General features: G+C 64.9%; 15 protein-coding genes. 11 read left to right on the plus strand and 4 right to left on the minus strand.

Annotated features, from left to right (window positions below):
- Positions 1-9: 9 nt before the first annotated feature.
- Genes BA190_RS01080 through BA190_RS01090 form a run of 3 tightly spaced genes read left to right on the plus strand, consistent with a single transcriptional unit; the run spans position 10 to position 2,616 of the window.
- The gene (locus BA190_RS01080; protein ID WP_068281556.1) at positions 10-954 is read left to right on the plus strand and encodes a helix-turn-helix domain-containing GNAT family N-acetyltransferase; all 945 of its coding nucleotides are present in this window, start codon (positions 10-12) and stop codon (positions 952-954) included.
- Positions 951-1,775 (plus strand): SDR family NAD(P)-dependent oxidoreductase, encoded by an 825-nt coding sequence (locus BA190_RS01085; RefSeq protein WP_082979365.1) that lies wholly within the window; start codon positions 951-953, stop codon positions 1,773-1,775. The genes BA190_RS01080 and BA190_RS01085 overlap by 4 nt, the downstream gene beginning before the upstream one ends.
- A 43-nt stretch (positions 1,776-1,818) precedes the next feature.
- The gene (locus tag BA190_RS01090; protein WP_068281557.1) at positions 1,819-2,616 is read left to right on the plus strand and encodes a phosphodiesterase; all 798 of its coding nucleotides are present in this window, start codon (positions 1,819-1,821) and stop codon (positions 2,614-2,616) included.
- 92 nt (positions 2,617-2,708) lie between these two features.
- Here the strand turns inward: BA190_RS01090 and BA190_RS01095 are convergent, their stop codons facing one another.
- Positions 2,709-4,796, minus strand: coding sequence for a caspase family protein (locus BA190_RS01095; RefSeq protein ID WP_068281558.1), 2,088 nt, complete (start codon positions 4,794-4,796; stop codon positions 2,709-2,711).
- 250 nt (positions 4,797-5,046) lie between these two features.
- Between BA190_RS01095 and ccoN the strand changes: the two genes are divergently transcribed.
- The 8 genes from ccoN to ccoS are packed head-to-tail and all read left to right on the plus strand — an operon-like array spanning position 5,047 to position 12,039.
- The gene (ccoN, locus tag BA190_RS01100; protein ID WP_068281559.1) at positions 5,047-6,720 is read left to right on the plus strand and encodes a cytochrome-c oxidase, cbb3-type subunit I; all 1,674 of its coding nucleotides are present in this window, start codon (positions 5,047-5,049) and stop codon (positions 6,718-6,720) included.
- 4 nt (positions 6,721-6,724) lie between these two features.
- Positions 6,725-7,480, plus strand: a complete 756-nt coding sequence (gene ccoO, locus BA190_RS01105; protein ID WP_068281560.1) for a cytochrome-c oxidase, cbb3-type subunit II — start codon at positions 6,725-6,727, stop codon at positions 7,478-7,480.
- Position 7,481: 1 nt separating this feature from the next.
- Positions 7,482-7,652 carry a CcoQ/FixQ family Cbb3-type cytochrome c oxidase assembly chaperone gene (locus BA190_RS01110; protein ID WP_068281561.1) on the plus strand — a complete coding sequence of 57 codons (171 nt, stop codon included), beginning with the start codon at positions 7,482-7,484 and terminating at the stop codon, positions 7,650-7,652.
- Positions 7,653-7,655: 3 nt separating this feature from the next.
- Positions 7,656-8,525, plus strand: coding sequence for a cytochrome-c oxidase, cbb3-type subunit III (gene ccoP, locus BA190_RS01115; protein WP_068281562.1), 870 nt, complete (start codon positions 7,656-7,658; stop codon positions 8,523-8,525).
- Positions 8,522-8,743 carry a hypothetical protein gene (locus BA190_RS01120; protein WP_068281563.1) on the plus strand — a complete coding sequence of 74 codons (222 nt, stop codon included), beginning with the start codon at positions 8,522-8,524 and terminating at the stop codon, positions 8,741-8,743. The genes ccoP and BA190_RS01120 overlap by 4 nt, the downstream gene beginning before the upstream one ends.
- A 10-nt stretch (positions 8,744-8,753) precedes the next feature.
- Positions 8,754-9,542: a DUF2189 domain-containing protein gene (locus BA190_RS01125; protein ID WP_068281564.1), complete on the plus strand. Its 789-nt coding sequence runs from the start codon at positions 8,754-8,756 to the stop codon at positions 9,540-9,542.
- Positions 9,539-11,788, plus strand: coding sequence for a heavy metal translocating P-type ATPase (locus BA190_RS01130; protein WP_068281565.1), 2,250 nt, complete (start codon positions 9,539-9,541; stop codon positions 11,786-11,788). The genes BA190_RS01125 and BA190_RS01130 overlap by 4 nt, the downstream gene beginning before the upstream one ends.
- Positions 11,785-12,039 carry a cbb3-type cytochrome oxidase assembly protein CcoS gene (ccoS, locus tag BA190_RS37145; RefSeq protein WP_068281566.1) on the plus strand — a complete coding sequence of 85 codons (255 nt, stop codon included), beginning with the start codon at positions 11,785-11,787 and terminating at the stop codon, positions 12,037-12,039. The genes BA190_RS01130 and ccoS overlap by 4 nt, the downstream gene beginning before the upstream one ends.
- On the opposite strand, the gene BA190_RS01140 is transcribed toward ccoS, so the two are convergent.
- From BA190_RS01140 to BA190_RS01150, 3 genes are read right to left on the minus strand one after another with little or no spacing between them, the layout of a single operon-like run.
- Positions 12,002-12,901, minus strand: a complete 900-nt coding sequence (locus tag BA190_RS01140; RefSeq protein WP_068281567.1) for an alpha/beta hydrolase — start codon at positions 12,899-12,901, stop codon at positions 12,002-12,004. The two genes, ccoS and BA190_RS01140, sit on opposite strands and share 38 nt — an antisense overlap.
- A complete protein-coding gene (gene fhuB / locus BA190_RS01145) occupies positions 12,856-14,844 on the minus strand; it encodes a Fe(3+)-hydroxamate ABC transporter permease FhuB (RefSeq protein WP_068281568.1) in 1,989 nt (662 codons plus the stop codon). The genes BA190_RS01140 and fhuB overlap by 46 nt, the downstream gene beginning before the upstream one ends.
- On the minus strand, positions 14,837-15,661 hold the full coding sequence (locus tag BA190_RS01150; RefSeq protein WP_162275032.1) for an ABC transporter substrate-binding protein: 825 nt from the start codon (positions 15,659-15,661) through the stop codon (positions 14,837-14,839). The genes fhuB and BA190_RS01150 overlap by 8 nt, the downstream gene beginning before the upstream one ends.
- Between the last annotated feature and the right edge of the window lie 74 nt (positions 15,662-15,735).

Raw genomic sequence — 15,735 nt, forward strand, 5'->3', positions numbered from 1 at the left:
CCCGCCATCATGTCCGAGCCCTCGTCCATCATCGAGCCCGTGCGAGAGGCCTCTCGCCAGCTCGTCCGCGAACTCGGCTTCATGAACGAGTCTCTGGCCGGGACGGAGCTCTCGCCCTCCGCGGTCCACGCCCTGCTGGAAATCGAGGCGCATGAGGGTATCACCGCGCGAATTCTCAGCGAAATCCTGCGCCTGGAGAAGTCCAGCGTCAGTCGCATGCTGCGCAAGCTCATCCTTTCCGGCGACGTCCTCGAGGAGCCGGGGGACCAAGACGGGCGGGAAAGGAAACTCTCCCTGAGCGCCGCGGGCCGAAGGCGCGTTGCGGCCATTCACGCCTTCGCCCGGGAGCAGGTCGAACGTGCCTTGCATCGTCTGTCGCCCGAACAATGCACCACCGTCCTGGACGGCCTTCGCCTCTACGCCGGGTCCCTCGCCGCAAAATCAGCCGGGCACGACCCCGTGCCGCCGGTTCGCATCGTCGCGGGCTATCGGCCTGGGCTGATAGCCCGCATCACCGAAATGCACGCGCTTCACTACGCGCGCGTATCGGGCTTCGGCCAGGCCTTCGAATCCGTCGTCGCCGGCGGCCTCGCCGATTTCTGCGGCCGCCTCGCCAGACCCGGCAATGATGTCTGGTCCGCCATTCGCGACGGCCGGATCATGGGCTCCATCGCCATCGATGGCGAGGATCTGGGATCCGGCATCGCGCATCTGCGCTGGTTCATCGTGGAAGGGGCGGTGCGTGGCGGGGGGACCGGCCGCCGCCTGCTCGCGGCTGCGCTCGACTTCGCAGACGAGAACCGGTTCGAGGAGACCCATCTATGGACCTTTGCCGGTCTTGCGGCAGCGCGGCATCTCTATGAGGCGCATGGTTTCGTCTGTGTCGAGGAGCGCTCCGGCAGGCAATGGGGCAGCGAGGTGCTGGAGCAGCGTTTCGTGAGGCGCCGCCCATGACGTCGACTGAGACGACGCCCGCTACGCTGACGGACCTCGCCGGCCCGCCTCCCATTCACGCAGCAGCCGAACGGCTTGCCGGGCGCATCTGCCTCGTCGTCGGTGCGACCAGCGGCATTGGCCGTGCGACTGCGCTGCGCATGGCACGGGAAGGCGCCTCCACCGTGGTGGTCGCCGGCCGGCGGCAGGAGCTCGGCATCAGGCTCGAGGAAGAACTGCGGTGCTCGGGCGTCGAGAGTCTGTTCATCCCTGCCGACGTCACGCAAGAAGCCGATCTCGCCAGACTGATGGACCAGACGATGCGACGGTTCGGCCGCGTCGATGCCGTGTTCAACAATGCCGGCTTCCAGGAGAGACGCGCACCGCTCGCAGAGCAGACCGATAGCGTCTACGTCGAGGTATTCGATACCAATGTGCGGGCTATCTTCCACGCCATGCGGCATGAGATTGCATCGCTCCTTGCCTCCGGCGGCGGCGCGATCGTCAACAACACCAGCGTCAGCGGGATCCGAAACCCAAATCCCGGTCTGTCGCTCTATGGGGCCTCCAAGGCAGCCGCCATTGCGCTGACGCGCGCCGCAGCGATGGAATATGCTCCGAAAGGAATCAGGATCAATGCCATTGCGCCAGGCCGGGTGGTCACGGACATGATGCTGTCCTCCGGCATCGCCGACATGCGGAGTGTCGCCGCCGGACTGCCGCTTCGGCGCATGGGCTATCCGGAGGAAATCGCCGCGGCCGTCGTCTGGCTGCTCTCGGACGAGGCGGGCTATATCGTCGGCCATGTGCTCAGTGCGGATGGTGGCTTCCTGGCCGGCTGAGAAGGCCCATAGGACGTACCGCGACTTTTGATGAGGTAATAGAGTGCTGATCGCCCATTTGTCGGATCTCCACCTGCGGGAAAAAGGTCACCTCTATCAGGGACTGGTGGACTCCAATGCGATGTTCGACCTGGCGATCGAAACGCTCAGCGCACTCAGGCCGGAGCCGGACATCGTGATTATCGGCGGCGATCTGGTCGATGAAGCCACCGAAGCGGAATATGAGACCGTCCGGCATGCCCTGGCCAGACTGCGCCAGCCCGTCTATGCGATCCCGGGAAACCATGACGAGCGCGAAGCGTTCAGGGCCTGTTTTCGTAAAGCGGGGCATATGACGGCAGCGGGCCCGCTCCATTTCGATACGGGCACGCGATGGCCGGTGCGTGTGATCGGCTTCGACATCACCGTTCCCGGCCAGCATCACGGCGACGTCGATGACGCAGCGCTCCTCTGGCTCGAGCAGGCGCTGACCAAATGCCCGGACCAGCCGACCCTCATCCTGATGCACCAGCCGCCGATCGATAGCGGCATCCATTTCATCGACGCCTATAAATGCCTTGGTGGCGAGCGGCTGGCCGAGCTCCTGCTTCGCCACGGCAACATCGAACGCGTCCTGTGCGGGCATGTCCATCGTTTCATGCAGGTGCGGTTCGCCGGAACCATGCTCGTGACCGCGCCGAGCACCACGACCTCCATCGCGCTCCGCCTCGCGGAAGACTCCATCCCGGCCTCCTATGTCGAGCCGCCGGCTTTCCTGCTGCATCATTGGCGGCCCGGGCACGGCCTGCTGACCCATTGGGTACCGATCGGAAACTTCCCCGGACCGCTGCCCTTCTTCTGAGCGCAAGTCTTCCAAGCGCAAGTCTTCCAAGCGCAAGTCGGACCGAACCGACCAACGAGGACAAGCGGCTATTCGCGCCCGAACGCGCTTACTCAGTCATTTCCCACGTATGAAACCCGTTCCTGGGCCACGCGCGCCTGCTGTTCTGCGGGCAGCGTCGAAAAGGCCAGGTCGACGAGCGCCCGTCCATAGGGCAGATCCCAGGAAAACCAGGGACCAGACGGCATCACCACGGGCGACAGCCCCGTGGACGAGGCAATATAGCCGGGCATGGCCCGAAACCCGGATGGTATTGCCGCCACACTGGTCTCCTTGCCGTCGGAAAGGTCATACACCGTCGATGATGTTCCGGCGCTCGCGAGCACGAAGCGCCCCGTCGGATCGAAGGAGACGTCCATCACCATGCCCTTGGCGGACAAGACCTTCTTCTTGGAACGGACATCCCAGACCATGAAGTCGGCCTGTCCGCTGAAGCCATTGTCGGGCATGATCGTGAGAGCGACGTAGCGCCCCGCGGGGTCATAACCGAAATGTGTCACCGACTTCGCGGAAACATGATCGATCAGCGTCAACCGCTGCTCTTTCAGATCATAGGTCGCTATCACCGGCCGTTCGGGCTGCTGGCTGGACGACAGCAGCAGAAGCAACTTGTCTTCGCCTATATACTTCACCGCAGGAGACTGGGTGACGTCTGCAACGGGTGCGAACGCAGCGCCGTCGAAGGCTTCGACGACATTGCCCGTGCGGGCGTCGAGGATCTGCAGGATCTTCTTGTCGGTGGCGGTCACATAGAATAAGTGCCCATCGGGACTGAAGCCGACATCGAAGACCCATTTGCGCTGACCGAGCAGGCCGCCGGCAGCCTCGTGCGCAACCACGGTCTCGAACCGCTTGACGCCCGTCGCCACGTCCCATCCTACCACCGTTCCGTTGCCGTAGCTCAGCAGAAGGGTGCCGTCGGGACTGAACCTGGCGCCATGGGCCTCGTTTGCGGGATATTGCTGCACCGGACGCAGAAGAACCTGGCGTGACTGGGACCAGAGCTCCAGGCTCGAGGCACCGTTCTCGAGCAGGCGAAACACCGCGACCTGATCGCCGTGGATATCGCCAAGGGGCAAGCCGTTCACAGGCAGTTTCGACATGCTGGCATGCATGGCGGAGAAGACGGCGAGATAGGCATCCGGAAATGCTCTTAGCGTCGCCTCGCTGGGCTCGGCCGGCAATCCCTTCAAGGCGGCAACCAGCGCGGCCTGCCGGCCCTCATGCGTCCAGAGGAGCTTCAGTGACAGGTTCGCCCAGTTTTGCGACACCGCCTGGGCCTCGGCCAAAGTCTGCTCGCCGTCGAGCTTGAGCTCGCGGGTGAGCGAGGACTTCATCCAAGGAGTCTGGGCCCATGTCGTCTGCTCGCCGACGGCGTTCGTCACCTCGCTCATCACGCGCTGTATCGAATAGCCGGGCGAGAGAACCTTGCGAATGAAGGCATCCGTAAACGGGCTGAGGTCGCCGTCGCCATCCACGGCGACCGAGTTGGGCGAGGTCGAATAGGCCACCATCAGGCCGCGCGCCTGCGGCGCTGCGGGCTTCGGGACGGGCGCCTTGCTTGCCACGACCTGAATGCCGCGGCCCGTGGATACCGATAGGCCCTCCCGCCCCCTGGGCGCCAGCGGATTGTTCCGGCAGGCGTCGAGGAACACGAGTGTCGCGGCGGCCCGACGCTGGATCTCGTCGACGATCGGCTGCACGGGCACGAAGCCCGTCTTGAGGTTTCCCGCCCGCGCATTCAGAGCGACGAGATAATTCTCGTCATCGACCTGGATGCCATGGCCCGAATAATAGAACAGGCCGATGGCGGCCTGCGACATCCGGGCACTGGCGCGCGCCAGGCAGGCCTGCAATTGCCGGTCCGAAGCATCCGTGACGAGGAGAACATCGAAGCCAAGCCTGCTCAATGTCCTGGCGACCGCAGCGGCGTCGTTGGCGGGGTTGGCGAGCGCCGGCAGGCCATGCCGATAGGCCGTATTGCCCACGACCAGCGCCACGCGCTTGTCGCCGCTGTCGCGACCCGCCGGAATCTCACGGCAGACGCCCGCCTCGGACGCAGCCGCATTGGCTCTCTCGATGATACCTAATTGCAGCGGGATCCATACAAGCAGGCAGAGGCGGATGAGCAGGTTGGGCATTTTCTGCAGTCGATCGATGGCGTGAGGCCCCCACCGTTCTATAGCCGGAATTGAACCGCTTCTTCCAGCCGCCCCTTCTCGAACCACCGATCAACGCCGCGATCAAGCTTCGATCTTGTGAACCGGCCCACTTCATCGCCTCGACCTTGATCTACATCAAGGGAGGACAGCCAGCGATCTGCCAATCGTCAATCCTCGAGCCAGACCCGTCGGTCCGGCAACGGAGTGGAAGGCCGATGGAGCCGATGGCATGATCTCCCGCCTCACCTTGAGTGAACGCCAGCTTTCCCTGGCGATTGTAGTCCTGCTTGGCGTCTTCGGCCTGGCGATGGCGATCGGCGGCCGCGGCGAGCCGCTGGGGGTCCACGGCTTCATCGTGCTGGTCGCGGCCCTGGGCTTCATCTTCGCATTGATCGGGCATTACTTCGATCCCGAGCCGCCGGCTTCGCAGCTGGAGGAATATTATGACGATCCCACTCGGGTCGGCATCGTCCTGACCATGATCTGGGCCGTCATCGGCATGTTCGTCGGGGTGTGGGTGGCCGCCCTCCTGGCCTGGCCGGACCTGACCTTCGATGCCGCCTGGGCGAGCTTCGGCCGGCTTCGCCCCGTCCATACCAGCGGGGTCATCTTCGGCTTCGGCGGCAATGCTCTGATCGCGACCTCCTTCCACGTCCTGCAGCGTACCTCGCGCGCCCGGTTGCCGGACCAGGTCAGCCCCTGGTTCGTGCTGCTCGGCTACAATCTGTTCTGCATCGTCGCCGCCAGCGGCTACCTGATGGGCGTGACCCAATCGAAGGAATATGCCGAGCCGGAATGGTATGCCGATCTCTGGCTGGTCGTCGTGTGGGTCGTCTACTTCTCGATCTTCATCCGCACGCTGGCACGCCGCAAGGAGCCGCATATCTACGTCGCCAACTGGTACTACATGGCCTTCATCCTGGTCGTGGCGGTGCTGCATATCGTCAACAACCTCGCCGTGCCGCTTTCCCTCGGCTCGACCAAGAGCTACTCGCTGTTTTCGGGCGTGCAGGATGCCATGACGCAATGGTGGTACGGCCACAATGCGGTGGCCTTCTTCCTGACCTCCGGCTTCCTGGGCATGATGTATTATTACCTGCCCAAGCGCGCCGGCCGGCCGATCTTCTCCTACCGGCTTTCGATCATCAGCTTCTGGGGCATCACCTTCCTCTATATGTGGGCGGGCTCGCACCACCTGCATTACACCGCCCTTCCCCACTGGGTGCAGACCCTCGGCATGACCTTTTCGGTCATGCTGCTGGTCCCCTCCTGGGCGTCCGCCGGCAATGCGCTCGCCACGCTGAACGGGGCCTGGCACAAGGTCCGCGACGACGCCACTCTGCGCTTCATGATGGTCGCCGCCGTCTTCTACGGCCTGTCGACCTTCGAAGGCTCGTTCATGGCGATCCGTCCCGTCAACGCGCTATCGCACTATACGGACTGGACCATCGGCCATGTGCATGCCGGGGCGCTGGGCTGGGTGGCGATGATCACCTTCGGCTCGATCTACGCGCTGGTACCCTGGATGTGGAAGCGCGAGGCCATGTGGTCGCCCAAGCTCATCGAGCTGCATTTCTGGCTCGCTCTCTCCGGCACCATCATCTACGTCTTCGCCATGTGGAATTCGGGCATCATCCAGGGCCTGATGTGGCGCACCTACAATGACAGCGGCACGCTGCAATATTCCTTCATCGAAAGCCTGGTCGCGATGCATCCCTACTACATCGCACGCACCATTGGCGGCCTGTTCTTCCTGGCCGGTGCAGTGGTGGGCTCCCTCAATGTCTGGATGACCATTCGCACAAGCCAGGCCGAAGCCGGGCGCAGCGGCGAACAGGACGTGCCGGCCCAAGACGTGCCAGTCCAAGACGTGCCGAGCCTTGCCTCGATGCCGGCGGAGTAACGACATGCCTGAAATTCACCGCAAGCTCGAGCGCAACTCCATCGCCTTCCTGGCTGCCATCCTCGTCGTCTCGTCGATCGGCGGCTTCATCGAGATCGCTCCCCTCTTCACCATCGATCAGACGGTCGAGAAGGCGCCGGACATGCGCCTCTACACACCGCTGGAACTGGCAGGGCGCGATATCTACATCCGCGAAGGCTGCTATGCCTGCCATTCCCAGATGATCCGCACCTTGCGCGACGAAGTCGAGCGCTACGGCCCCTACTCGCTTGCGGTGGAGTCGAAATACGACCACCCGATGCTGTGGGGATCCAAGCGCACCGGCCCCGATATCGCGCGTCTCGGCGGCAAATATTCGGATGCCTGGCACGTGGCCCATCTCATCAACCCTCGGGCCGTGGTGCCGGAGTCGGTCATGCCTAGATATGGCTGGCTGGCAACCAACGCCCTGAAGATCGACGGCCTGTCGCTCAATCTCGCCGCCCAGCGCAAGGTCGGCGTTCCCTATACAGACGCCATGGTCAAGAACGCGACGGCGGACGCCTATGGCCAGGCTGCTCCCGATGCCGACGCCTCCACCGGCGTGAAGGAGCGCTATGGCGAGGCCACCAATGTCCGGGATTTCGACGGCAATCCGGGCGAGCTGACCGAAATGGATGCGCTGGTCGCCTATCTGCAGATCCTCGGCCGGCAAACCGACATTCCCTACAAGCCGACGGCTGGCGCGAAGCAGCCGGCGCCGACCGTCGCGGAGAAGTGAGATGGATTTCGATCACCAGAGCGTCGTCGCCTTTTCCAAAAGCTGGGGCCTTTTCTACCTCGTCGGGCTTTCCATCGCGGTGACGATCTACGCCCTGTGGCCGGGCAAGAAGGCGGAATTCGACAGGGCCGCAAGCAGCATCCTCGATACGACCGATCGGCCGGGACGGTGAGCCATGCAGGAAGGCAAACGCGATAGCGTCACCGGTCGCATGACGACCGGCCATGAATGGAACGGCATCGAGGAACTCGACACCCCGGTGCCAAAGGTGGTGCTCGTCTTTCTGGCCCTCGGTTTTGCATTTTCGCTGATCTGCTGGCTGCTCTACCCGGCCTTTCCGCTGGTCACGACCTATACCAAGGGACTGCTCGGAATCGACCAGCAGCAATTGGTGACCGACCAGGTCAAGCAGGCAGCCGTCGAGCGCAGCAGTTGGGAGGCGGAGATCGCCTCCAAGGACTTCACCGCAATCGAGGCCGATCCCGCGCTGATGCAAAAGGTCAGGGAAACCGGCCAGACCCTCTTTCGCGACAATTGCGCGGCCTGCCACGGCGCCAAGGCGACCGGCGGTCCCGGCTTCCCCAATCTGACATCGAAGAGCTGGCTGTGGGGCGGCTCGCCCGAAACCATTGCCGAGACCATTCGCATCGGCATCAATTCGAGCCATCCCGATACAAGGGTTTCCCAGATGCTGGCCTTCGGCCGCCAGCACGTACTCGATGCGGCAAAGATCGAGGATGTCGTCGCCTATGTGCAGTCGCTTTCCGGCAAGCAGGGCAACGCCGCGCAAATCAAGGCGGGACAAGAGGTGTTCGCCGCCAATTGCGTCGCGTGCCACGGCGCCAACGCGAAAGGCAAGACGGATGTGGGGGCTCCGGATCTGACCGATCGCTTCTGGATCTATGGCGGTGACAGCCAGGCCCTCTACGCCACGATCTATGCCGGCCGGCAGGGATACATGCCGCAGTGGCAAGGGCGCCTGTCGGAGACCAATCGCAAGATCCTGGCGCTCTATGTCTCCACGCTCGAGGCGGCCAAGCCATGACCGGGCGATCGACCGGCTCGCAGCCCCGCGCTGGTGTCCGCCCCTGGCGCCTGGCGGCGATCATGCTGAGCGCGCTGATCGTCGCGGTATTCGTCGGTGCCAATGCGCATCTGATCTACGTGGCTTTCGCCTCGCGGCCGGATTGCGTCGCCCATGACAAGGCAACGGGCGATGCACGCAATGCGGGTTCGTTCGGCGCCGCCCAATCCTCATGCTGAGGGGGATTCCATGATACGTTCCAACGGCCACCTCGAAACCATCCTGCCCTCGGCTGCGGAAAGGCGCCGGCGGCATCTGCCGGCATCCGCGGCGTTCGGCTGGCTCGCCGCCGGCTGGCGCGACCTCACCCATCGGCCCGGTCCCAGCCTGGCCTATGGCCTTGTCGTCTTCGCTGTTTCGATCGCCATCGTGTGGGCACTCGGCGCACTCGGGCTCGACTACATCCTCTTCCCGGCATTGGCCGGCTTCATGGTGCTCGGCCCGCTGCTGGCCATCGGTCTCTATGAGAAGAGCCGTGCCATCGAAACCGGCAACCCGTTCACGCTCTCCAGCATGATGTTCGTCAAGGCCCGATCCGGCGGCCAGGTGCTCTATACCGGGGCGATCCTGTGCCTGCTCATGCTGGTCTGGATGCGGGCGGCCGTCATCATCTACGCCCTGTTCTTCGGCTACCGCCCTTTCCCGGGTCTCGACCATGTCGCCGAAATGCTGTTCACCACGCCCATCGGCTGGGCCATGCTGCTGACGGGCACTGCCGTCGGCGGCCTCTTCGCCGCCTTCGCTTTCGCCATCAGCACCTTCTCCATTCCCATGCTGCTCGACAAGCCCGTCGATGCCTTCACGGCCATGGGCACCTCGATCTCCATGGTGTTCCGCAACCTGCCGGTCATGCTGATGTGGGGTGCCATCGTTCTGGTTCTCTTTCTCGCCAGCCTCGCGACGGGAATGCTCGGGCTGATAGTGATCTTCCCATTGCTCGGCCATGCGACCTGGCACAGCTACCGGGCCATCGAATGAGCTGCTGTGCACATGGCGTCGAGCTCACCGCCGCCATCGGGCGGGCGAGTTCCCAGGACGAGATCACGCTGGCCAGCCGTGATCTGGGCAACGGATCCCGGCAAACCAGCCTGTCCGTTCCCGGCATGCATTGCGGCGCCTGCATCCAGAGTGTCGAGGACGCGCTTTCGCGGCTTCCCCAAGTCGAACGCGCCCGCGCCAACCTGACCACCCGCCGCGTCGCCGTCACCTGGCGCGGCACGGCGCCGCCCGACATGATCGCAGCCCTCGCGGCTGTAGGCTACAAGGCGCATCTCGACGAGGCCGAGGAACGGAACTTCGATCCGGAAATGGCCTATCTGATCCGCGCCCTGGCCGTCTCGGGCTTTGCGGCCATGAACATCATGATGCTGTCGGTCTCGATCTGGTCCGGGGCCGAGGCGGAAACCCGGCAGGCCTTCCACTGGATATCGGCAGCCTTGGCCTTGCCGACCCTGCTCTATTCCGGCGGCGTCTTCTACCGCTCGGCCTGGGCCGCATTGAGGCATGGCCGCACCAATATGGACGTGCCGATCAGCATCGGCATCACGCTGGCCTTCGGGCTCAGCCTCTACGACACGCTGCACCACGGCCACCAGGCCTATTTCGATGCCGCGACCAGCCTGATCTTCTTCCTGCTGATCGGCCGCACCCTGGACCATGCCATGCGCCAGCGCGCGCGGGGCGTGATAGGTTCCTTGCTGCGGCTCTCTCCGCGCGGCGCGACCGTCGAGCGTTCCGACGGAAGCCGCGACTACCTGCCCATCGGCGAGATCGAGCCGGGCATGACGATCATCCTCGCTGTCGGCGACCGCGTACCGGTGGACGGGCGGATCGTGTCCGGAACCTCCAGCCTGGATTGTGCCCTGGCGACAGGAGAAAGCATGCCGGTAGCGGTGGCGGTCGGCTCCTTCGTCCAGGCCGGCGCGCTCAATCTGGGTGCTCCCGTCAGGTTCATCGCCACGGCCCATGCACGAGACTCCTTTCTCGCGGAGATGACACGCCTGATGGAGGCCGCCGAAGACGGGCGGGCGCGTTACCGCAGGATCGCCGACCGGGCGGCCCGCCTCTACTCGCCGGTGGTGCATCTGGCCGCCTTCCTGACCTTCCTGGGCTGGATGGCCGTAAGCGGGGACTGGCACAACGCGACCAGCATCGCCATTGCCGTGCTGATCATCACCTGCCCCTGCGCACTCGGCCTCGCCGTTCCCATCGTCCAGGTTGTCGCCGCGCGCCGCCTGTTCGACGCCGGCATCATGATGAAGGACGGATCGGCCATCGAACGCCTCGCCGAGATCGAGGCCGTCTGCTTCGACAAGACCGGGACGTTGACCATCGGAACGCCTCGCATCGATCTTCGCGGCGTATCTCCCGGAGCCCTGGAGATCGCGGGCGCGCTGGCCCGGCATTCGAACCATCCGGTGTCGCAGGCCATCGCCATCGCGGCCTCGGACACCGCGGGACGGCGAGCCGATCTCTCCGAAGTGAGCGAGGAGGCCGGGCTCGGCCTCGAAGCCATTCTCGACGGCCAACGCTATAGATTGGGCCGGGCCAGCTGGGCTCTCGATGCGCAGAGTGCGCCGGATGGCACCATTCTCTCATGCAATGGCAAGGAGATTGCCCGCTTCGAGATCGCGGAGGCCTTGCGCCCGGGAGCTGTCGAGACGGTGAAGCGCCTGCACCAGGCGGGCCTGTCCGTCGAGATCCTGTCCGGGGACAGATCGAGTGCCGTCGCCGGCATCGCCAAGGCCCTGGACATCGAGGATTTCGAAGCCGGCCTGATGCCGGGTGACAAGGTGGCCCGTCTCTCCCAGGCAAAGGCCGAGGGGCGCCGTACCCTGATGGTCGGGGATGGTCTCAACGATGCCCCTGCCCTGTCGGCCGCTCATGTCTCGATGGCCCCGGCTACCGCGGCGGACATCGGACGCAGCGCAGCCGATTTCGTCTTTCTCTACGACAGCCTCGCCGCCATTCCCGCGGCCCTCGACATCGCGCACAAGGCCGGCCGCCTGGTCCGGCAGAATTTCGCGATCGCCATCGGCTACAATGCGCTCGCCATCCCTGTCGCGATGGCCGGCTATGTCACGCCTTTGCTGGCCGCGCTCGCCATGTCCGTTTCGTCGGTCGTCGTCGTTGCCAACGCGCTTCGTCTTCGCCCTTCCAGCCGAACGGTCGAAGAGGTGACCTCGGCGCGCGCCGAACGCCTGCGCATGGTGACGGCAAAATGAACAGCCTCGTCTTCCTCGTCCCGATCGCGCTCATCCTCGGCGCAGCCGCGTTGGGCGCCTTCTTCTGGTCGATGAGCAGCGACCAATACGACGATCTCGATGGGGCCGGCGAGCGCATTCTCTTCCATGACGACGACAGGCCCGCGGCAGGCTCCGCCCCGTCGCGACTGGGGAGCCTGGAGGCGAAAGGCTCCGTTGCACGTTCCGCGGGGCTCAGGATGGACCGAACGCCAGGCGGACCGCTTGATTGACGGAGCCAGGCAGGACCGACATGTGGTTTTCGCCTTCCAGCAGGTGGAAGGATGCGGCGAGACCCGGCACGCTCGCCAGGCGCTCGGCCATGGCTCGCGCATTGTCGACAATCCGGCTTTCCTCATAGCTCCGCGCGCGCTCGGCCGCGTCGCTCGCGCCGATCTGGAAAGGCGCCAGGCGCTGCTCGTACTCGCCGGCCATCACCAGCACGCGCCCCTGAGGTTTCGCGTCCGCCTGCGCCGCGAAACGTTTCGCTTCGTCAACGATCCCTGCCCCTTCCCACCAGATTGCGGGGCTTGCCGCGATCCAGGCCGAGAAGGCTTCCGGCTTGCGGAACAAAGCATGCAGGACGAACAGGCCGCCGAAGGAGTGCCCGAACAAGGCCTGTCTCTTCCCGTCGATCGGGGCTCGGGACGCTATCACGGGCTTGAGTTCATCCTCGATGAACGCCAGGAACTCGTCGGCTCCCCCGGTTCGCACGTCGGGGCCGCCCTCGGTGTGGGGCGGATAGGTCTGGCCGGGCGGCGGCCCCATGTCCCAGGATCGGCGCACGCTGTCATAGGCTTCCGGCGTCGGATAGCCGATGCCGACCAGTACCCCGAGCATGATGCCGGTGCCGCGCGGATAGGCCGATTGGACGCGCATGATATCGACCGCCGTCCCGACAATGGCATTGGCATCGAGGAAATAGAGGATTGGCCAGCCCTGGGGCGGTGGCACCTCCCTGGGAATGCGCAGGAAAATGCGATAGGGCGGCATTTCCGACGCAGGAGCCAGATCGAAATGGATCGTGTCGGCGATAAGGGCTGCTGTACTCACGATGGTGACCTTCGCGCTAGAAGCCAGATCAGGGACGGGCATCCGATCAGGGATGCTGCCAATCCGGCAGGAATTTGCCGTGGAAAGACGATGGTGCGGCCGAACCAGTCGGCGGCGACCATCACCAGCCCGCCGACGAGGGCAGCCCCCACCAACTCCGCGGAGACGCGGCGCATGCCGAGGCGGCGCGCCAGATGCGGCGCCATCAGCCCGATGAAGCTCAGCGGCCCGACGATCAGGGTCGCCGCGGCGGCGAGGAGGGCGCTCAGGGCCAGGGTGAGGATATGGCTGTGCGTGGGATTGAGACCGAGGGCCGACGACATGCCCCTGCCGAGCGGCAGGATGGCCAGCATTCTCGCGGTCAGCAACAATCCGCCAAGGAGCAGCAGCGCCGTCGTGACGCTTACGAGAGCCGCGGTGGCGTCCACCGCATAGGTCGAGCCCATCATCCAGTTCAACAGGAGCATCGCACGCGGATCGCCGCCGGCCATCAGGACGTTGATCACGGCATCGAACATGGCGCCGAACGCAATGCCCGCGATCAAAGCCCTGTCGGGGCTCGCCTTGCGATCGAGGGCCAGGATGGCCGCCAGCGCGGCGAAGGCACCGATCGAGGCTGCAAGCAATTGCATGCCCGGCCCGACCGTGGACAGGCTGAACAACGCAATGGCAAGGCCGAAGGCCGACCCCGCGCTGACACCCAGAACCTCAGGGCCGGCCATCGGGTTGCCTGTCAGGCGCTGCAGCAGACACCCTGCCAAACCGAGCATCACGCCTGCAGCCAGGGCAGCGATCGCGCGCGGTAGGCGCAGCGCCACAAGCCTGTCGAGCTCCTGCCCGAGGCTCAGATGCCATCCATCGCCGTCGCGCCCAACCGTCGTGGACAGCGCCAGGAGGATGACCACAAGAAGCCCGAGGGCAATGAGACGGCTCCTGGTCGTGGACGTCAGCAAGGCCTTTTCCACCGCGGCAGGCGGGGGCACCAACGGAACGCTCCTTTGCTGCATGAGCAGGACGATGAGCAGAGGTGCGCCGAGCAGGGCCGTGACGGCTCCCGTCGGCAGGCTGAGGCCCGATAAAGCATCCGCCGACTGCACGGCCTGGTCCACGAGCCACAGCAGGCCCGCCCCCAGCGCCGTCGACCAGGCCAGTTGATGGCCCGCACGCCGGGCACCGAGGGCGCGGGCGAGCACGGGAGCCGCAAGGCTGACGAAACCGATGACACCGACCGCGCTGACGACATTGACGCTGAGCACGACGGCAAGTGCCAGCGCGCACAGCCTTGCCGTAGCGACGGAAAGCCCGAGACTTCGTGCCTTGGCATCGTCCAATCCCAGCAATGCCAGGGGACGCGCGAGCAAACCGGCGGCCAGCGCGGCCGCCAGCAGGACGGGAGCGAGCTTGGCGGGCACCGTCCAACCCTGCTGGCTGAGCGAGCCGCTGCCCCAGATGAAGAGCCCGGCGAGATAGTCGGTCTTGAACAGGGTCAGCATGGCCGTGAGGGCCGCGCAGAAGAGGCCCGTCACAAGCCCGGCCAAAATGACGGAAATCGGGGCGAGGCCCAGCCGCCACGACAGGGCCAGTACGCTTCCCGCCGCCAGCATGCCGCCCGCCAGGGTCGGCCAGACCCGCCCGAAGGCAAACAGCCACGGGGCCCACAGCATCGCGACGCTCAGGGCAAGGCTCGCCCCGGCCTCGATACCGAGCGTGGTCGGAGAGGCGATGGGGTTGCGCAAGGAAAGCTGGCACAGCGCACCGGCCAGGCCCAGCGTGGCTCCGCACAGGGGGCTGACGACGAGGCGCGGCAGGAAATTATAGGCGAGCAGCATCTGTGCGGTGTCGGCGGGATTTCCTGCCCACAAGGCATCGAGCTCAAACCCCGCAGGCAAATATCCGGCAATGTGCCACCAGCTCAAGGCGCCCGCTGCAACGAGCAGGCTCGCGGTGAGAACAGTGGCTCCCCTATGACGTGCAGTCTCAACCATGGGTGTTTTCGACATCTGCAAGATGGCTGCTCAGCAACGTGCCGAAGCGCATCGCGGAAGGCAGCATTCCGAAAGCCGATGCGGCAGGCAGACGATGGATGCGCCCGGCGCGAACGAACGGCAGGCTGTTCCACACGGGGTTGGTTTCGAGGCTTTGGAGGATGCCTGGGGCGACCGGTTCGAAATAGAAAAATCGGCTTTCAGGGCTGACGGCCAGATCCTCCAGCCCGATGGTGGAAAAGCCCCAATAGTTGCTCGGCCGCGTCCAGCCATTGGCAAGGCCGCAGCGGTCGATCACATCCTGGAACAGGCTGCGCTGGCCGTAGATGCGCAGATGCCCCTCGTCGAGGAAGTTGACGATCAGCACCGGCCTGTCGGCAGCCTTGCGAAAACGGGAGCGCAGTTGCGTCATTGTAGCCGCACCCCTGGCAATCAGGGCCTGTGCCTGGCTGTCGCGTCCGAGCAAGGCGCCAAGCCGGAGTGTCTCCTTGATGCTCAGTTCATAGGGGTGCCCCCCCGGCGGAGCGTAGATGGAGAAGGTCTGTGTGGGAGCAATACGCGCCATCACGGGTTCGATCGCAGCCAGGTAGGGCGTCGTGATGATGAGGTCCGGCGCAAGCTGCGTCAAAAGTTCGAGATTGGGCTCACGGTCGGTGCCCAGGTCAGTGATGCCCGGGGGCAGGCGTGGTTCGACCACCCAGTCGTTCCAGGCTTCGACCTGCGGCATGGCGACCGGCGTCACGCCCAGGCCGAGCAGAGTTTCGGTCAGGCCATCGTCGAGCGAAACAACGCGCGTGGGATAAGGAGACGATTGCAAACCCGTTGGCGCTGCCGAGGCGGAACCAAGGCCAGATGCGAGCGCGGCCAGCACGCCGGTCAGGAAGGTCCGCC

It is taken from the genome of Labrys sp. WJW (assembly GCF_001676615.1).
Lineage (GTDB): Bacteria > Pseudomonadota > Alphaproteobacteria > Rhizobiales > Labraceae > Labrys > Labrys sedimenti.

Coding starts and splice junctions, on each gene's coding strand:
- BA190_RS01080 (WP_068281556.1), top strand. CDS start 10: ATGTCCGAGCCCTCGTCCATCATCGAGCCCGTGCGAGAGGCCTCTCGC.
- BA190_RS01085 (WP_082979365.1), top strand. CDS start 951: ATGACGTCGACTGAGACGACGCCCGCTACGCTGACGGACCTCGCCGGC.
- BA190_RS01095 (WP_068281558.1), bottom strand. CDS start 4,796: ATGCCCAACCTGCTCATCCGCCTCTGCCTGCTTGTATGGATCCCGCTG.
- ccoN (WP_068281559.1), top strand. CDS start 5,047: ATGATCTCCCGCCTCACCTTGAGTGAACGCCAGCTTTCCCTGGCGATT.
- ccoO (WP_068281560.1), top strand. CDS start 6,725: ATGCCTGAAATTCACCGCAAGCTCGAGCGCAACTCCATCGCCTTCCTG.
- BA190_RS01110 (WP_068281561.1), top strand. CDS start 7,482: ATGGATTTCGATCACCAGAGCGTCGTCGCCTTTTCCAAAAGCTGGGGC.
- ccoP (WP_068281562.1), top strand. CDS start 7,656: ATGCAGGAAGGCAAACGCGATAGCGTCACCGGTCGCATGACGACCGGC.
- BA190_RS01120 (WP_068281563.1), top strand. CDS start 8,522: ATGACCGGGCGATCGACCGGCTCGCAGCCCCGCGCTGGTGTCCGCCCC.
- BA190_RS01125 (WP_068281564.1), top strand. CDS start 8,754: ATGATACGTTCCAACGGCCACCTCGAAACCATCCTGCCCTCGGCTGCG.
- BA190_RS01130 (WP_068281565.1), top strand. CDS start 9,539: ATGAGCTGCTGTGCACATGGCGTCGAGCTCACCGCCGCCATCGGGCGG.
- ccoS (WP_068281566.1), top strand. CDS start 11,785: ATGAACAGCCTCGTCTTCCTCGTCCCGATCGCGCTCATCCTCGGCGCA.
- BA190_RS01140 (WP_068281567.1), bottom strand. CDS start 12,901: ATGCCCGTCCCTGATCTGGCTTCTAGCGCGAAGGTCACCATCGTGAGT.
- fhuB (WP_068281568.1), bottom strand. CDS start 14,844: ATGGTTGAGACTGCACGTCATAGGGGAGCCACTGTTCTCACCGCGAGC.